This is a genomic window from Anaerorhabdus sp., from assembly GCF_036657415.1.
GTDB lineage: Bacteria > Bacillota_I > Bacilli_A > Erysipelotrichales > Erysipelotrichaceae > Anaerorhabdus.
Window position 1 is genome coordinate 1 of record NZ_JAVXGL010000016.1, and the last position, 15,829, is coordinate 15,829.

The window sequence follows — 15,829 nt, forward strand, 5'->3', positions numbered from 1 at the left end:
AGGAGGTTGGAATGCTGCTAACTATGCAGGTTACTATCCACAAAAAGTGTTGAAATTAATAATGCTTAGTCCAGTACAAACTTTCGCAAAAATGCATATGTCATTTTTTATGAAAATAATGAAGATGGGATTTCATCCGACAAGAGAGAATGTCGAAAATTATATTGGATGGGGAAGTGAAAGGGAAGAACCACTTCCAGACAGTATCATTAGACAATTTACAATTTCAGTTATGAATATGAATTCGAGTGCAAGTTTTCCTAAATGGATAAAGAAAGAACACTTACTGAATTTAAATATGCCAGTACTTTTAATGCTCGGAGAATATGAATTTGCATTTTCAATACCTCAAGCTATTAAACGCGCAAAACATTTAGTTAAAAATTTAGAATTAAAAATTGTGAATAATTCATCTCATTTGTTATGTGTAAGTAAACCGGATTCAATTAATAATGAGATTGTAGAATTTATAAATAAGTAAAATATCTACATAAATATGACAAAAGATGTCAGGATATATTTGATACAATATAAACAATAGATGATGAGGAAGTTATAATGGCAGAATTTATTAATTTAACATCTGAAAATATTCAAAAAGAACATTTATGCTGTATTATTCGAAGTAAAAAAGTTCACCCTGGAGTTGAAGCAAAACGACAATGGTTAAGTGATCGTTTGAAAGAAGGTCATGTATTTAGAAAACTAAATACAAAATCAACAGTTTTCATTGAGTATGCACCACTTGAAACTGCTTGGGTACCTATTGAAGGCGATAATTACATCTATCTCTATTGTTTATGGGTAACGGGTAGTGATGCAAAAAAAGGTTATGGTAGAGAACTTTTAGAATATTGTTTAGAAGATGCAAAGAAAAGTGGAAAATCTGGAGTATGTATGCTTGGGTCAAAGCGTCAAAAAGCATGGTTATCAAATCAAGAATTTATGAAAAAATTTGGATTTGAGGTTGTTGATACAACAGACAATGATTATGAATTACTTGCATTATCTTTTGACAAGAGTAAACCAAGATTTACGAAGAAGGCAAAGAAATCGAAGATTGAGAATCAAGAATTAACAATTTATTATGATATGCAATGTCCTTTTATTTATCAAAATATAGAATCATTAAAAGAATATTGTGATCAAAATCATATAATGGCATTTTTTAAACAAGTACATTCACTTGATGAAGCAAAAAAATTACCCTGTGTATTTAATAATTATGGGATATTCTATAAAGGAAGTTTTCAAACTGTTAACTTAATAAATCCGGAAAGTCTAACGAAAATATTGAATAAATAAGGAGTGATAGTATGGCAATAGCAAAAGAGTGTATTTCTTTGAAAAGCAATATTCAACGAGTATGGGAAATAATAACAAATGTCAGTGATTATTCATGGCGAAGTGATTTGAAAAGTACAGAAGTTATTAATGAATATCAATTCATTGAAATTACACGTGAAGGATATTCAACCAAATTTACAACAACAATCTATGAACCCTATAAACGATGGGAGTTTGAATTTGAAAATGATAATATGAGCGGTTGTTGGTGTGGAATCTTCACTGAAAAGGATGGACAGATATTTTTGGACTTAACGGAAGAAGTTAATGCTAAGAAAATTATGATGAAACCATTTGTTAAATCTTATTTAAAAAAGCAGCAACAACAGTTCATTAGTGATTTGAAGAAAGCTGTTGAATGAAACTAAAATGTGCGAATAAATATGATTTTTTACCAGCTATCCAAGCGATATAAGAGCAAAAGTTGTTCTTTTTTCGATACTATGATATACTAGTTAGCGTACATACAGTAATAAATAGCGATAAGGCGATGCTTAAATGTATCGCTTTTTATACGCTTATCGAAAAGGAAAACATGAAATTTAACACATTAGACATTAACGAATCAATTTTAAAAGCAGTAGAAGAAAAAGGTTATACCGAACCGACGCCAATCCAAGAAAAAGCGATACCTCATGCATTATTAGGTAAAGACATTTTAGGATGTGCACAAACAGGTACAGGGAAAACAGCAGCATTTTTAATTCCCACAATTCAAAGATTAAAGAAACATGACGCAACTAAGATTAGAAGTTTAATTTTAACGCCGACAAGAGAACTAGCAATTCAAATAGAAGAAAATTTTATTGAGTATGCAAAGTATACAAATATCAAAAGTGCAATTGTATTTGGTGGGGTACCACAAAAATCCCAAGAAAAGGCAATTCGTCAAGGTGTTGATATTGTTGTAGCAACACCAGGACGTTTGTTAGACTTGATGAAGCAAAAAATTATTCATATCAATGAAATAGAAGTTTTTATATTGGATGAAGCAGATCGTATGCTTGATATGGGATTTCTATTTGATGTAAAGAGAATTATTGCATCATTACCAGAAAAAAAACAAACGTTATTCTTTAGCGCAACAATGCCTAATGAAATAAAAGAGTTAACGCAAACATTATTACATAATCCAGTTGTTATTGAAGTAACACCACCTTCATCAACAGTAGAAAACATTAAACAATCACTTTATTATGTTGATAAAGCAAATAAGAAAAATTTATTAGTCGATTTATTGAAAAAAGAAAAAATTGAAAGTGCATTAGTATTTACAAGAACTAAAAATAATGCGAATCGTTTAGGAAAATTTTTAGATGCAGCACATATTAAAGTTGGAATAATTCATGGTAATAAATCACAAAGTGCACGCCAAATTGCGTTATCAAAATTCAAGAATGGTGAAATCAAAGTTCTCGTTGCAACAGATATTGCAGCACGGGGAATTGATATCAATGAACTGAGTTATGTTTTTAATTATGACATACCTACAGAAGCAGAAGCTTATGTTCACCGTATTGGTAGAACAGGTAGAGCTGGAAATGCAGGAACATCAGTTTCATTTGCAGATATTGATGAATTAGATTTGGTAAAGAGTATACAAAAACTGATTCATTTAACTATTCCAGTAGTAAAAGAACATCCATATCCAATGTTAGTAACAGAACCTACACCGAAGAAAAAGCAAAGAAATTCTTCAGCGAAAGTAAAGAATTCTAAACCTATTAACAATAAGGCAAACAAAGAAAATAGAATTTCTAAAGATAATAAAACTGAAAAAACGAGTAATAAGAAATCTAAGGATAAGAAATCAGAATATAAGCCTTATCAAAAGAAAAAAGCGGCAAAGTCTTCTGAGAAATCTTATGCAGGAAAGTCAAAAACGAGTCAACAAAGAAAACCAAAACAAGGAACTCGTGGAAAATAGTATGCCAATAACAAAGCGTGATCAAATTCAAATCGGAACATCGGTACAAGTTGTTCAAAAACAAGATCAAAGAAGTGGGAAGTTAACGCAAGGGATTGTAAGCCGTATTCTGACAAATTCACATAATCATCCAAGAGGTATTAAAGTAATGCTTGAGGGTGGAATAGTTGGTAGAGTTATGGTAATCGATTCAATTAGTAATAAATAATTTAATAAACGCCAGGTAGGATTAAGAATGCTATTATGGTGTTTTTATTATTTTAAATACATTATCTTAGTCAAAAACCTAAAAAAGTGCTATCATTTCACTATAAGCATAGCGGGGAAAAGGTATGGGTAATATAGATTGCTATAACGACGAAATAAGCATGAATAATAATATGAGAGATATGCTAGAAAGAATGCGCGGCGGAATTATCTTGTGTAATTTTGATTTGAGTACACAAAGTTCAAGTGTAGTTTATTCAAATCGTGGCTGGTCAGAAATTACAGGATATACACCAGAACAACTTCAAGCAGAAAAAGATGGAAACCCACAAGGTTTAATTTTAGAGGATGATAAAAAACAATCGGATGAAGATTATGCTATACAAATGGCACAAGGAGATACATATGAACTTATGTATCGTATTATTCATCGTAGTGGTGAAATAAGATGGGTAATAGATAAAGGCATTGTAAAATCACTACCAAATAATATAATGCAAAATTTAAGTGTTGTAACAGAAATAACTAAAATTAAAGAACAAGAAGAAGCAATGAAATTATTAGCACAACAAGATCAATTGACTGAATTAAACAATAAAGCAACTTTTAATACCTTAGCAAAAAAAGCACTTGAAAGACAAAATAATTGTCTACATGCATTACTTATGGTAGATGTTGATGATTTCAAAGATGTGAATGATTGTTATGGACATGCAGTAGGAGATCAAGTTTTGGAACAAGTAGCCACGGAACTTAAGGAACGTTTCCGTAGCCGTGATGTTATTGGTCGAGTAGGTGGCGACGAATTCACAATATTAATGACAGATATTCCATCAAAGGAAGTAGCGATAAAAAAAGCAGGAGAGTTATGTGATACAATGAATAGTCGCAAATTTGCTAAATGCGATATAACTGTAAGCATTGGTATTGCTTTTAGTGATAAAACAAAGAGTTTTGACGAACTTTACATTGAATCTGATGAAGCACTATATCAAGCAAAGAATAATGGAAAAAATCAATTTCAAGCAAAATAACCATAATAGTATTGGCATTAACCACCCAATAATCAGTTAAAAGAGTTGTCAAAAGCTAAGACAACTTTTTTTTGTTTTTCAATAACAGTAATAAATACCTAAAATTCGCATAATTCAGCTGTTCATGGTATAATTCCAATATTGCGTTTGGAGGTAATACGATGATAGGAACAAACAATATTAGTGTTCGTTTTGGACAAAGAACACTTTACAAGGAAGTTAATATAAAATTTACAAATGGTAACTGTTATGGCTTAATTGGAGCAAATGGAGCAGGTAAGAGTACTTTTTTAAAGGTTTTGAGTGGAGAACTACAACCAGATACTGGTGAAGTATACATGGGTAGCCGTGAGACACTCTTTACATTGAAGCAAGATCATTTTGCATTTGATGATGAAAAAGTAATTAATGTTGTGTTGCGCGGTAATGAAAAACTTTATGCAATTATGGAAGAAAAAGATGCATTATATGCAAAAACTGATTTTAGCGACGAAGATGGTGAACGTGCCGGTCACCTAGAAGCAGAATTTGCAGAACTAGATGGTTGGAACGCAGAAAGCCAAGTTGCAATCTTGTTGAATGGTTTGGGTATTGATTCAGATTATCATGAAAAATGTATGAAAGAATTAACAGGGAGTGAAAAGGTAAAAGTTTTACTTGCTCAAGCGTTATTCTCTGGTGCCGATACATTACTATTGGATGAACCTACCAACGGATTGGATATTAAAGCCATTTCTTGGTTAGAACACTTTTTAATTAACTATGAACATACAGTAATTGTAGTATCACATGACCGTCACTTTTTAAATAAGGTATGTACACATATTGCAGATGTTGATTTTGGAGAAATTCGTATTTACTCAGGTAACTATGACTTCTGGTATGAATCAAGCCAATTGATGGCAAAGCAATTAAAAGATGTAAATCGTAAGAAAGAAGATAAGATAAAGGAATTGGAAGATTTCATTGCCCGTTTCTCTGCCAATGCTTCTAAATCAAAACAAGCTACATCACGTAAGAAAATTTTAGATAAAATTGTGTTGGATGATTTAAAACCATCAACCCGTCGTTATCCATTTATCGATTTCAAACCGGCAAGAGAATCTGGTAAACAAATTTTAAATGTTGAAGGAATTTCAAAGAGTGTTGAAGAGGTAAAACTTTTAGACAATATTAGTTTCTCTATGCTTCAAGACGACAAGATTGCGTTAATTGGTAATCCTGTTGCTTGTACAATGTTACTAAAGATCATCAATAATGAAGTTGAAGCAGACAGTGGGGAATTTAATTTAGGACAAACAATAACACCATCATATATTCCAATGGATAATTCAAAATATTTTGAGAATGAAGATGATATTTGTACATGGTTATCACGCTATACTGATACTGATGATATGTCATTCATTCGTGGCTTCTTAGGAAGAATGTTATTTACTGGTGAAGAAGCACTTAAGCCAGTTAAGGTTTTGTCAGGTGGGGAAAAAGCTCGATGCATGCTTAGTAAAGCAATGCTTGAATCACCTAATCTAGTTATGTTAGATGATCCGACTAACCATTTAGACCTTGAAGCAATCACATCATTAAATGATGGTTTGATTAATACTAAAGCAGAATTATTATTTACATCACATGACCATCAATTTCTTCAAACTATAGCGAATCGTATTTTGGTCATTCGCGAAGATGGAACTTTAGGTGATTATCGTTGTACATATGATGAATACTTAGAAAAAGAATTAGGTATCGAAGAATAAATAAAAAACCGATTATTGTGATAATCGGTTTTTTTGTATCAATGAATTAGAATTTATTTTGCTGGAATTGATTCTTCACTACTCATTACTCGGCATTGACCACCATTACTTTCAAAATAATTATTTACATTTTCAATACTTGTATCAATGTTAGCCCAATCTGTAAAGTCCATCAATGAAATTAGCATTTTATCATTACAACCCTTACAATCGAAATAACCATCACTTCCAAACTTAACTAAATAACTTTCATCTGCAACTTCACAAGCCATTGTTACTGAAGATGTTGTTTTAGAGGTTTCAGATTGAGTGATATTGAATACGAAAATAATCACAATTGAAAGAATAATTAGAATCACAAATCCAATACCAATTACTTTTAATGTGTCAATAATGATCCCTGCGAGTTTCTCCGTATTACTTACTTTTTCGACAACAATATTTTTAATATCATTATCAACTAAATCATCCAAGCTTATTTGAAAAATAATGGATAATTGTTTAGCTGAATTTAAATCAGGTGATGTTTCATCCAATTCCCATTTTGAAATTGTTTGACGGGTTACATTTAACTTTTCTGCAAGGTCTTCTTGCGAATAATTGTTCTTCTTTCTTAATTCGGATAGTTTACTTCCAATACTCATTTTAGTATCTCCCTTCACAAAAAAATTTTAGTTCATATATAAAAATTGCTCTACCAATTTTCGTTGGAAGATGCGCAATTTTTTTTAACATTTAATTTATTTAGTGATTTTTAAATAATACATGGAATAGGGTTGCAAGGTTATGGAAGAAGACAATATAACAGTATCTCCACTTATTAAATCAATTGCTTCACTGTATGATCCCAATTGACTTGGTGATAATGTATACGTAGATTGATCAATGTTAAAGACAACTAAAATAGATTCATCTTCAAAAGAGCGTTGATAAACTAATTGTTTGTTTAAAATGGTGACATTTTTATAATCGCCATAGATAATTGCTTTAGTGCTTTTATGAATTTCTGTCAGTTTTGCAACTATTTCTGCAAGTTCATTGAAGACAGGATATTCAATATGTGGGCGTAAATTATCATCAGATCCTTTTTGTTTTAATCCTTCTATTCCCCATTCACTTCCATAGTAAAGACAAGGAATACCAGGCATAGAAAATAGTAAGCCATAGGCTAGAGGTAAATGGTTTTTATTCTTGAGATTACTGGCAATACGGGATACATCGTGATTATCTACAAATGATAATAAATGCATATTTTTATAAAGTGAATAAGGATCGTTTGAAAATTGACGGTTTAATGAATGTGCAATTTCAAATAAATTCAAATCATTTAAACTTGAATGAATTCCTTTGAAACATTCATAATTTGTACAGCTGTGAAGCATTTCTTGGTTGACAATACGTGAATAATCACCTGAAATAATTTCTCCAACTAAAAAGAAATCACCTTTAATTTCCGTACAAAAAGTCCGAATTGTTTTAAGAAAGTCAGGTTCAATACAATAGGCTACATCCAAACGAATACCATCAATATCAAATTCATCTATCCATAGTCGAATACTTTCAAGTAAATAGTGAACAACATCTGGATTTTTTAGATTGAGTTTAACAAGTTCATAATGGCCTTCCCAGCCTTCATAGTAGAATTCATCATTATAAGGTGAATTACCATCAAAATTAATATGAAACCAGTCTTTGTAAAGTGAATCATAACGATGTTGAAGTACATCTTGGAAAGCCCAAAATCCACGTCCAACATGATTAAAAACACCATCTAAAATGATTCTTATATTATTATCTTTTAAATGCTGCGTAACTATCTTAAAATCTTCGTTTGTGCCTAAACGACAGTCAATTTTTTGATAGTCGCGAGTATCATAGCCATGGGAGTCAGATTCAAAGATGGGAGTAAAATAGATGGCATCGATATTACATTGTTTTAAATGAGGGATCCATTTAATAATATCATTTAGCCGTGATACTTGAATGCCATCGTTAGTGTGTGGTGCCCCACAAAACCCTAGTGTATAAATTTGATAAAAAATACTATTTTCAAACCACATTTTATTAACCTCGAGCGAGCCAATCTTTAACTTTAATGGCAATTTCATCTTTATTTGATTTTAATGGATCAATAAAATCAATTGTGCTAACTACAGTATTATTCAATAATAAATTACTTAACTTTTTATTGAATACTTTAGTACCTCCACCACCGTGACAAGCAAATAAATAAATATCTTTATTAACAATCTTGTTTATTGTGAAAAAGGTTGTGAGTGGTGGTGCATAACTTGCATTCCATACTGGAGAACCGATATAAATCTTATCATAAGAGGTTAGATCTATTGGTTCATTTAACAATGCTGGTTTTTCGTTGAAAACAACACTTTTACCACCCCAAAAATATTTCATAAAGCCACTTTTTGGAACTTCCTTGATTGGTTGAATTTTAATCAAATCAGCATCAATATTTTCCTTTATCAAAGATGCGATCATTTCAGTATTGCCATCAAGTGAATAATAAATAACGATTGATTTCATAGTTTTTTCCTTCTAGCTCTTTCATGACTATGGTAACATTCTATAAAATAATGCACAATCAAAAGAATACAATCTAGTATGAATTGAACTATCATGATACAGTGTATTAAATGATAAGAGGACATATTATGAAGTTAGAGACAGAAAGATTAATTATAAGAAGCACTACTGAACATGATAGTGATTTTTGTCTTAGTATATGGTTGGATGAGAAGATGGGTAAATATTTAAGTGATCCACCTCGTAATCAAGCAAGTGAAAGCTATTTGAACTTTGCGGTGGATATAGAAAAAGATATTAGTTGGATGCCATTTATTGCCATTCGAAAAGATACAATGGAGCTTATAGGGACTTGTAGTTTAGTGCCTAATTATGAAACGTGTATTTGCGATTTAGGAATATGTGTTCATTCCTGTTTTCAGCATCAAGGATATGCTACAGAAATTATTAGGGCATTGATAAAATATGCATCCATGTTTGGTTGTTTAAAGCTTACAGCTGAAGTAGCAAAAGAAAACACTGCATCCAATGCCGTGTTTTGTAAACTAGGATTTCATGTAGAAAAAGAAACATGTTTTAGAAAAGCTAATACAGAAATTGAGTATGATTCATATATTTATTGCTTACATCTTAAATAAAATATTATTTATAAAATTAGCAATACCATCATGATCATTATCATCTGTTATATAATTGGCAACACTTTTTGTATGACTGCTACCATTGCCCATGACAACACCTATACCTGCATTTTTAATCATATCAAAATCATTATCCGCATCACCGAAACAACAACATTCTTCAAGTGTAAAATTATGGTAGTCAAGAATTTTTTGAATGCCACCTGTTTTTGAAATATTTGGATCCATATATTCATAAAGGACACTTGCGGTTTTTAAAGATGCAGATTTGTATTGATTGCTCTTAAATGTTTTTGAACGTTCAATTACTTGATCCATAATCATTTCTTCACATACAATCATTACTTTAGGTTTTGGTTCAATTAAAAATTTATCGAAATCTACTATTTCATAGGGAATCTTATCGAACTTAGAAAGGAGTTTAATCATATCATTTTCAAAAGGAGCATAGATCATACCATTATAAGGAATCGCAAAGTTCACATCCATATCTTGATAATGACTTACAATTTCTTTAATTAGATTTCCTTCTAGAAAATGATTTGTTTCATGGACATTTAATGATAAATCTAAAACTTCAGCACCACCAGTTCCTACTATAGAATCAATAAGTCCTTCTAATCCCCATTCTGGCAATAAATCTTTAACACTCAGAGCTTCTCTCCCTGTACAAATACCAATATGATAGCCTTTTTCTTTTGCACATTTGAGAGTATCCAGACTATTCTTTGAAACAATTCCATTGGATGTTAATAGGGTACCATCTAAGTCAAACATAAGTACTTTTATATTCATGATTAGTCTCCTCGTCATAGGTATAATCTATCATATTTTAGTGTATAAAAAAATCGAAAAATTTTGATGATGTGTATTTGAAAGTTTAATATATAATAGGTATAGGTGAAGATGATGAAAAAAGATAATTATCAACATGAACTTGTAGAAATAGGAAAAGAATTACCAGTAATCATAATGAAAGCAAATGAAAGAGAACTTCTTGATTATTTTCCTAACGAAACTTTTGTTCCAGCACATTGGTATATTTTATATTGCTTAAAAATAAATTCATGAAAGAAGTATAAAAATAAGTGTAATACTTGATTATTCTGTCTCTTAAATGTAACAATTAAGTTGGAAATGGAGAATTACTATGAAATTTAAAATGATTCATGAAAACTATAATGTAAGAGATTTAGATAAATCCTTGGCATTCTATAATGAAGCCTTGGGCCTAGTTGAGAAAAGAAGAAAAATTTCAGATGATGGTTCATTTATTATTGTCTATTTAGGTAATCAAGAGAGTGATTTTGAGTTGGAATTAACATGGCTAAAAAATATGGAAAGACCATATGATTTAGGAGATTGTGAGTTTCATTTAGCATTTCAAGTTGATGATTATGAGGCTGCATTAAAGAAGCACAAAAAGATGAATTGTGTATGTTTTGAAAATCTAGAAATGGGTATTTATTTTATTGAAGATCCAGATGGTTATTGGCTAGAAGTAGTTCCAACAAGGTAAATATATGAAAGTTACATATATTGGTCATAGTGGCTATTTAGTAGAATGTGATAATGTAAATTTGCTTTTTGATTATTATGAAGGAAGTATTCCCAAAATGGATGTGGATAAAAAGTTGATTGTGTTTGTAAGTCATTTTCATCACGATCACTTCAACAAAGGAATCTTTAATCTTCTAAAATTTTATTCGAATGTAAGTTATGTATTTTCATCTGATGTACAAACAACTCATGAAGTAGATGTACTGATTTCACCAAATGAAAAAGTTAAGTTTGAAAACATAGATATAGAAACATTAAAATCAACCGATTCAGGTGTCGCCTTTTTAATCAATGTTGAAGGAAAACTTATTTACCATGCAGGTGATTTGAATTTATGGTTGTGGAATGAAGAGACGAATGAAGATAATCAATTGATGCAAGAAAATTTTTCAAAGGAAATAGAAAAGTTAAAAAACAAAAAAATTGATATCGCGTTTATTCCATTAGATCCTAGGCAAGAAGAATATGAGTTTTCAGGAATTGAAGAGCTTCTTGAAAAAGTGAAGGTAAAGACAATATTTCCAATGCATTTTTGGAATGACTATTCAATTATTGAACGTTACAATGCCTCACATGAGCATAAAGTTATGGATGTAAACAGAAAAGGTCAAACATTTAAGATAAAGGAGAATGAAGATGCTTGAATTTAGATATGATACGCAATTATTAATCGAAGGTGAAGATTTGAATGAAGATGCAATTAATGACTATATCACCAATAATTTTAAAGGAGATTGTCTATTAGCAGTAGGAGATGATACACTCATCAAGATTCACTTCCATACAAACGAACCATGGCAAGTACTCGAATATTGTTCAACACTAGGGGAAATCTATGATGTAGTTGTGGAGAATATGGAAAGACAAGAAAAAGGGTTAAAAGGATAGTACCAATATATAATTTACAGTTAAAAGTCTGCATGGGCAGACTTTTTAATTTCTAGTAGTGCGTTTAATGAAATCATTAAAAGAAAGTGATTTATACAATGAAATTTACTAGTTCTTGCACTAAATGTAACAAGAAACATGGTAGAATGAACATAACAAATTAAAAGGAGAAAGAGAATGAATAAATCGTATGTAATGCTTAAACCAGATTGTTTTGAACGGAATTTAGTAGATACTTTAATTCAAGAAATCAAAGATAATGGATTTAGAATTGAAGCTGAAAAAGAAGTTGTGGTTGATGAAAAGAGAATCCTTAAACATTATGAGGAAGTAATTGAACGTTTAAATTCTGATTCATTTAAAGAATCTGTTTTAAAGGCATTTGTAGGTAAGAAGGTTCTTGCATTAGAAATCACAAATGATACAGGAGATTGTGTAACAAAATTTAGAGAATTAATTGGTCCTACAGATCCAGCAAAAGCAAATAAAAATACATTGCGCGGTAAGTATGGAAATGATTCTATGGAGAAGTCAAAGGCAGAAGGTAGAATGTTAAATAATTTAATTCATGCTTCTGATAGCGAAGACAGTGCAAAAAAAGAACTTGGACTTTGGTTTGAATAATGTCAACTTCTTTAGACTATATTGAGTATGTATGTGAAAAATTAAATGATTTAGATATGCTTGTAAGTTACAAGAAAATGTTTGGAGAATACATGGTATACATAAATCAAAAACCAATTTTTCTGGTATGCGATAATACAGTGTTTGTGAAAAAACATGAATGTTTAAATGAAATTATGAAGAATTCGGATGTCGGAATTCCTTATAATGGTGCTAAAGAACACTATGTTGTAGATATTGATCAAAAAGAAAAATTTCAAGATATAGCTATTTTATTGGAATCAATTGTTCCATTGCCTAAACCTAGAAAAAAGAAATAAATAAAGTCTCTCTAGTAAGTGATAGAGAGACTTTTTATGTCTATGGAAGGGGTATTTATTTATTAAAATTATTAATAGCATTTTTGAGAATTTGATCATTTTTTTCAAGAAGCTGATTCGCCTCATCTTTTGATAAATTTGCTAACTCCATGAGAATTGCTGTCTTCACACATTGCCCACTTTCTTCAAAAAGTGTTTGTGCACGCTGTGTTGAGCAACTGGTAGCTTCTTCAATAAAATGAATTGCACGAGCAACAAGTTTTTCATTAGTGGGGTTAAGATCAACCATAAGATTGCCGTAAACTTTTCCTAATTTAATCATTGTTGTTGTAGAAATCATATTGAGAATTAGTTTTTGTGCTGTGCCAGCCTTCATTCTTGTTGAACCAGTTATGACCTCTTGACCTGTAACGACATCGATTGGATAATCGGATACTTTACCAATTTCACTATTGCTTACACAAGCAATAGAACCTGTAATGGCATCTGTACTTTTTGCGTAGGCTAAAGCGCCTAATACATAAGGAGTTCTTCCTGATGCAGCTATTCCAATCAATATATCTTTTGAGTTGAAGTTTTCAGCTTTTAAATCTAATTCGGCAAGATTATAATCATCTTCTGAACCTTCTTTAGCTTTGTACAATGCGCTATAACCACCAGCAATTATTCCTTTTACTAAATCATAAGAGACGCCATAAGTAGGGGGACATTCAGCAGCATCAAGAAATCCAATTCTCCCTGAAGTACCAGCTCCTATATAAAAAAGACGTCCACCATTTTTAATAGCTTTGACAATTTCATCAACAAGCTCTGTTATCTTTGGAATTACTTTATTTACGCAAGATGCAACAGTTGCATCTTCTTCATTGATGAGATGCAATATTTCTTCGGTTGAAAGAATGTCAATATTGGTAGTTTTCATATTTCTTGATTCGGTTTCTAGGTTTACTAAATTTAAGTGCATAGTATTTTTCTCCTTTTTTATTATCATATCGTTCGAAAATAAAATTGCAATAAACTCATTTAAACTTGAAACAATGTTTCATAATATGATTTAATAAAATGCAAGGAGGGGTTCTATGAGTATTTTAATAACATTAAGAGAATATCGCAATTTACCTGAAGCAGAAAACCAAGTTCGAGATTATTTATTAAAGAATTCAAAGGAAATAATCGATAAGTCAATTTACGAATTAGCTGAAAAAACATACACATCACCAGCAACGATTGTAAGACTTTGTAAAAAGTTGGGTGTAAAAGGTTTTAGCCAGTTAAAGATTCAAATTGCATCAGAAATTAAAGCATTCGATACGATACATTTAGATATTTTAGATACAACTTCAATTGCGAAGAATGATAGTGTAAAACAAATCATTGATAAAATCACCAATATAAGCATTCAATCAATTGAAGAAACAAGAATACTACTTGATGAAAAGAAATTATTGAATTCTGCAAGAGAACTAATGAAAGCATCAGTAATTGATTTTTATGGAGTTGGTGCAAGTAATACGGTTGCTTTTGATGCGGCATATAAATTTATGCGTATTGGAAAGAGTGTATCATGCTTTCAATTGTCAGATAGACAAATTGTTCAAGCTATTAACTCTGATAAGAATCATGTAGGTGTTTTGTTTTCATATTCAGGTGAAACAAGAGAAATTATCGAAATGGCTAAAACGCTACAAGATAATGCAGTAACAACTATAGCTATAACATGTAGTACAAAAAGCACATTAGCAGACCTATGCGATTTTGCATTGTTTGTAAGCTCAAAGGAAACAATTTTTCGAAGCGGAGCAATGTCGTCGAGAACAGCGCAATTATATATCGTAGATATCCTCTATTCTATCTGTACTTCTTTGGATTATGACAGATCGGTAAAAAATGTTAATAAGACAAGAATTATTTCTAAATAAGAAACAATGTTTCGTTTCTCTCTCAAACTATTGAAAGATTAATTTATAAAAGTAAACTGGAGTCAAAGGAAAGGAAGGGCTTACATGATTAGCTTAGCGAGAATTGACGAGCGACTTATTCACGGGCAAGTTGCTTATTCATGGACAATGGCATATAAAAGCGATGCAATTATGGTCATTGATGATGAAGTATCCCAAGATCAATTCCAAAAAGATTTGTTGGCATTCGCATGTCCAAAAGATATGAAATGCTTGGTAGTAAATGAAACAAGAGCTGTTGAACTTCTGCAAAAATATGAGGGTAAAAAAATATTTGTTGTAGTAAAGCATCCGAAAGTTCTATTAAACATTGTGAAAAATGGTGTTGAACTAAAAAGCATAAATGTTGGCGGATTATATTTCAAAGAAGATAGAAAGCAATGTACTAAAACAGTTTATGTTGACGAGGAAATGGTTTGTATCTTTAAAGAATTAAACAGCTTAGGTGTTGAACTTGATACAAGAACAACACCTTCGGATGAATCACAAGATTTAATTAAACTATTATAAAATAATGAGGAGAGAGAAATGAATATAATAACTACATTATTACTAAGTGTATTTATTGCACTAGTAATTACAGAAAATTATGGGTATGGTTACTGGATGATTTCCAGACCAATCTTTGCAGGGCCAGTTATTGGATTGATTATGGGGGATTTACCTACAGGGTTAATTGTAGGTGGTAGTGTTGAATTAATGTACATGGGAGTTCTTCCAATCGGAGGATCAGTTCCACCAAATGCTCAAATAGCAGGTATGCTTTCTACAGTATTTGCAATAACAAATGGTGGTAATCCAGAAATTGGTATTGCCTTGGCATTGCCAATTGGGTTACTTGCACAATTATTAATTATGTTTGCATGGAATATTAACATTTATTTAATGCATCGTGCAGATAAATATATTGAAGAAGGTAATATTAAGAAAGTTGAAATGACGCATTTATTAGGATTACCAATTTTCTTTACAGTATTCTTTATTCCAACATTTTTAGCAATTTATTTTGGGTCAGATTTTGTTAA

The 15,829-nt window shown here is 31.0% G+C and carries 22 protein-coding genes and 1 pseudogene; 18 read left to right on the forward strand and 5 right to left on the reverse strand.

From position 1 onward, the window contains the following. The 8 genes and pseudogenes from RSB60_RS03730 to RSB60_RS03760 all read left to right on the forward strand — a co-directional run. A partial coding sequence (locus tag RSB60_RS03730; protein ID WP_332614630.1) for an alpha/beta fold hydrolase occupies nt 1–481 on the forward strand: 481 nt, incomplete at its 5' end. Between the two features lie 77 nt (nt 482–558). Then, complete coding sequence (locus tag RSB60_RS03735) at nt 559–1,305, forward strand: GNAT family N-acetyltransferase (protein WP_442879286.1); 747 nt, start codon at nt 559–561, stop codon at nt 1,303–1,305. Nucleotides 1,306–1,316: 11 nt separating this feature from the next. Continuing rightward, the gene (locus RSB60_RS03740; RefSeq protein WP_332614632.1) at nt 1,317–1,709 is read left to right on the forward strand and encodes an SRPBCC family protein; all 393 of its coding nucleotides are present in this window, start codon (nt 1,317–1,319) and stop codon (nt 1,707–1,709) included. A gap of 173 nt (nt 1,710–1,882) precedes the next feature. Beyond that, entirely contained in the window at nt 1,883–3,274 is a 1,392-nt protein-coding gene (locus tag RSB60_RS03745) for a DEAD/DEAH box helicase (RefSeq protein ID WP_332614634.1), read from the forward strand. Between the two features lies 1 nt (nt 3,275). Then, nucleotides 3,276–3,482 (forward strand): YwbE family protein, encoded by a 207-nt coding sequence (locus RSB60_RS03750; RefSeq protein WP_332614636.1) that lies wholly within the window; start codon nt 3,276–3,278, stop codon nt 3,480–3,482. 124 nt (nt 3,483–3,606) lie between these two features. Next, the gene (locus RSB60_RS03755) at nt 3,607–4,515 is read left to right on the forward strand and encodes a sensor domain-containing diguanylate cyclase (RefSeq protein ID WP_332614638.1); all 909 of its coding nucleotides are present in this window, start codon (nt 3,607–3,609) and stop codon (nt 4,513–4,515) included. A gap of 161 nt (nt 4,516–4,676) precedes the next feature. Continuing rightward, nucleotides 4,677–5,216: pseudogene (locus tag RSB60_RS11450) on the forward strand (ATP-binding cassette domain-containing protein); the annotation flags it as partial. A gap of 15 nt (nt 5,217–5,231) precedes the next feature. Beyond that, nucleotides 5,232–6,272 (forward strand): ABC-F family ATP-binding cassette domain-containing protein, encoded by a 1,041-nt coding sequence (locus RSB60_RS03760; RefSeq protein WP_442879655.1) that lies wholly within the window; start codon nt 5,232–5,234, stop codon nt 6,270–6,272. 53 nt (nt 6,273–6,325) lie between these two features. Here RSB60_RS03760 and RSB60_RS03765 read toward each other — a convergent pair whose 3' ends face one another. From RSB60_RS03765 to RSB60_RS03775, 3 genes are all read right to left on the reverse strand, one after another. Further along, complete coding sequence (locus tag RSB60_RS03765; RefSeq protein ID WP_332614640.1) at nt 6,326–6,916, reverse strand: helix-turn-helix transcriptional regulator; 591 nt, start codon at nt 6,914–6,916, stop codon at nt 6,326–6,328. Between the two features lie 96 nt (nt 6,917–7,012). Next, nucleotides 7,013–8,332 carry an alpha-amylase family glycosyl hydrolase gene (locus RSB60_RS03770; RefSeq protein ID WP_332614641.1) on the reverse strand — a complete coding sequence of 440 codons (1,320 nt, stop codon included), beginning with the start codon at nt 8,330–8,332 and terminating at the stop codon, nt 7,013–7,015. Between the two features lie 4 nt (nt 8,333–8,336). Continuing rightward, complete coding sequence (locus RSB60_RS03775; protein ID WP_332614642.1) at nt 8,337–8,813, reverse strand: flavodoxin family protein; 477 nt, start codon at nt 8,811–8,813, stop codon at nt 8,337–8,339. Between the two features lie 128 nt (nt 8,814–8,941). Here RSB60_RS03775 and RSB60_RS03780 point away from each other — a divergent pair, with 128 nt between their 5' ends. Then, the gene (locus tag RSB60_RS03780; RefSeq protein ID WP_332614643.1) at nt 8,942–9,451 is read left to right on the forward strand and encodes a GNAT family N-acetyltransferase; all 510 of its coding nucleotides are present in this window, start codon (nt 8,942–8,944) and stop codon (nt 9,449–9,451) included. Here the strand turns inward: RSB60_RS03780 and RSB60_RS03785 are convergent. Next, nucleotides 9,437–10,249, reverse strand: coding sequence for a Cof-type HAD-IIB family hydrolase (locus tag RSB60_RS03785; protein WP_332614645.1), 813 nt, complete (start codon nt 10,247–10,249; stop codon nt 9,437–9,439). The genes RSB60_RS03780 and RSB60_RS03785 overlap by 15 nt on opposite strands. 114 nt (nt 10,250–10,363) lie before the next feature. On the opposite strand from RSB60_RS03785, the gene RSB60_RS03790 reads away from it, so the two are divergent. The 6 genes from RSB60_RS03790 to RSB60_RS03815 all read left to right on the forward strand — a co-directional run bounded on the left by RSB60_RS03790 (nt 10,364) and on the right by RSB60_RS03815 (nt 12,846). After that, entirely contained in the window at nt 10,364–10,525 is a 162-nt protein-coding gene (locus tag RSB60_RS03790) for a hypothetical protein (RefSeq protein ID WP_332614646.1), read from the forward strand. A gap of 79 nt (nt 10,526–10,604) precedes the next feature. Continuing rightward, the gene (locus RSB60_RS03795) at nt 10,605–10,973 is read left to right on the forward strand and encodes a VOC family protein (RefSeq protein WP_332614648.1); all 369 of its coding nucleotides are present in this window, start codon (nt 10,605–10,607) and stop codon (nt 10,971–10,973) included. Nucleotides 10,974–10,977: 4 nt separating this feature from the next. Beyond that, nucleotides 10,978–11,658, forward strand: a complete 681-nt coding sequence (locus RSB60_RS03800) for an MBL fold metallo-hydrolase (RefSeq protein ID WP_323381915.1) — start codon at nt 10,978–10,980, stop codon at nt 11,656–11,658. Continuing rightward, the gene (locus tag RSB60_RS03805) at nt 11,651–11,902 is read left to right on the forward strand and encodes a kinase to dihydroxyacetone kinase (protein ID WP_323381913.1); all 252 of its coding nucleotides are present in this window, start codon (nt 11,651–11,653) and stop codon (nt 11,900–11,902) included. The genes RSB60_RS03800 and RSB60_RS03805 overlap by 8 nt, the downstream gene beginning before the upstream one ends. Before the next feature lie 177 nt (nt 11,903–12,079). Continuing rightward, the gene (locus tag RSB60_RS03810; protein ID WP_332614651.1) at nt 12,080–12,526 is read left to right on the forward strand and encodes a nucleoside-diphosphate kinase; all 447 of its coding nucleotides are present in this window, start codon (nt 12,080–12,082) and stop codon (nt 12,524–12,526) included. Then, nucleotides 12,526–12,846 (forward strand): competence protein TfoX, encoded by a 321-nt coding sequence (locus RSB60_RS03815; RefSeq protein ID WP_332614653.1) that lies wholly within the window; start codon nt 12,526–12,528, stop codon nt 12,844–12,846. Before RSB60_RS03810 ends, RSB60_RS03815 begins: the two co-directional genes overlap by 1 nt. A 55-nt stretch (nt 12,847–12,901) precedes the next feature. Here the strand turns inward: RSB60_RS03815 and murQ are convergent, their stop codons facing one another. After that, on the reverse strand, nt 12,902–13,810 hold the full coding sequence (gene murQ / locus RSB60_RS03820; RefSeq protein WP_332614655.1) for an N-acetylmuramic acid 6-phosphate etherase: 909 nt from the start codon (nt 13,808–13,810) through the stop codon (nt 12,902–12,904). Nucleotides 13,811–13,925: 115 nt separating this feature from the next. Here murQ and RSB60_RS03825 point away from each other — a divergent pair, with 115 nt between their 5' ends. The 3 genes from RSB60_RS03825 to RSB60_RS03835 all read left to right on the forward strand — a co-directional run. Further along, nucleotides 13,926–14,765: a MurR/RpiR family transcriptional regulator gene (locus RSB60_RS03825; RefSeq protein WP_323381906.1), complete on the forward strand. Its 840-nt coding sequence runs from the start codon at nt 13,926–13,928 to the stop codon at nt 14,763–14,765. A gap of 84 nt (nt 14,766–14,849) precedes the next feature. Then, entirely contained in the window at nt 14,850–15,314 is a 465-nt protein-coding gene (locus RSB60_RS03830) for a PTS system mannose/fructose/N-acetylgalactosamine-transporter subunit IIB (protein WP_323381905.1), read from the forward strand. 18 nt (nt 15,315–15,332) lie between these two features. Beyond that, a partial coding sequence (locus tag RSB60_RS03835) for a PTS mannose/fructose/sorbose/N-acetylgalactosamine transporter subunit IIC (RefSeq protein WP_332614657.1) occupies nt 15,333–15,829 on the forward strand: 497 nt, incomplete at its 3' end.

Coding starts and splice junctions, on each gene's coding strand:
- RSB60_RS03805 (WP_323381913.1), top strand. CDS start 11,651: ATGCTTGAATTTAGATATGATACGCAATTATTAATCGAAGGTGAAGAT.
- RSB60_RS03780 (WP_332614643.1), top strand. CDS start 8,942: ATGAAGTTAGAGACAGAAAGATTAATTATAAGAAGCACTACTGAACAT.
- RSB60_RS03815 (WP_332614653.1), top strand. CDS start 12,526: ATGTCAACTTCTTTAGACTATATTGAGTATGTATGTGAAAAATTAAAT.
- RSB60_RS03830 (WP_323381905.1), top strand. CDS start 14,850: ATGATTAGCTTAGCGAGAATTGACGAGCGACTTATTCACGGGCAAGTT.
- RSB60_RS03770 (WP_332614641.1), bottom strand. CDS start 8,332: ATGTGGTTTGAAAATAGTATTTTTTATCAAATTTATACACTAGGGTTT.
- RSB60_RS03775 (WP_332614642.1), bottom strand. CDS start 8,813: ATGAAATCAATCGTTATTTATTATTCACTTGATGGCAATACTGAAATG.
- RSB60_RS03800 (WP_323381915.1), top strand. CDS start 10,978: ATGAAAGTTACATATATTGGTCATAGTGGCTATTTAGTAGAATGTGAT.
- murQ (WP_332614655.1), bottom strand. CDS start 13,810: ATGCACTTAAATTTAGTAAACCTAGAAACCGAATCAAGAAATATGAAA.
- RSB60_RS03785 (WP_332614645.1), bottom strand. CDS start 10,249: ATGAATATAAAAGTACTTATGTTTGACTTAGATGGTACCCTATTAACA.
- RSB60_RS03790 (WP_332614646.1), top strand. CDS start 10,364: ATGAAAAAAGATAATTATCAACATGAACTTGTAGAAATAGGAAAAGAA.
- RSB60_RS03755 (WP_332614638.1), top strand. CDS start 3,607: ATGGGTAATATAGATTGCTATAACGACGAAATAAGCATGAATAATAAT.
- RSB60_RS03825 (WP_323381906.1), top strand. CDS start 13,926: ATGAGTATTTTAATAACATTAAGAGAATATCGCAATTTACCTGAAGCA.
- RSB60_RS03735 (WP_442879286.1), top strand. CDS start 559: ATGGCAGAATTTATTAATTTAACATCTGAAAATATTCAAAAAGAACAT.
- RSB60_RS03795 (WP_332614648.1), top strand. CDS start 10,605: ATGAAATTTAAAATGATTCATGAAAACTATAATGTAAGAGATTTAGAT.
- RSB60_RS03765 (WP_332614640.1), bottom strand. CDS start 6,916: ATGAGTATTGGAAGTAAACTATCCGAATTAAGAAAGAAGAACAATTAT.
- RSB60_RS03750 (WP_332614636.1), top strand. CDS start 3,276: ATGCCAATAACAAAGCGTGATCAAATTCAAATCGGAACATCGGTACAA.
- RSB60_RS03810 (WP_332614651.1), top strand. CDS start 12,080: ATGAATAAATCGTATGTAATGCTTAAACCAGATTGTTTTGAACGGAAT.
- RSB60_RS03740 (WP_332614632.1), top strand. CDS start 1,317: ATGGCAATAGCAAAAGAGTGTATTTCTTTGAAAAGCAATATTCAACGA.
- RSB60_RS03745 (WP_332614634.1), top strand. CDS start 1,883: ATGAAATTTAACACATTAGACATTAACGAATCAATTTTAAAAGCAGTA.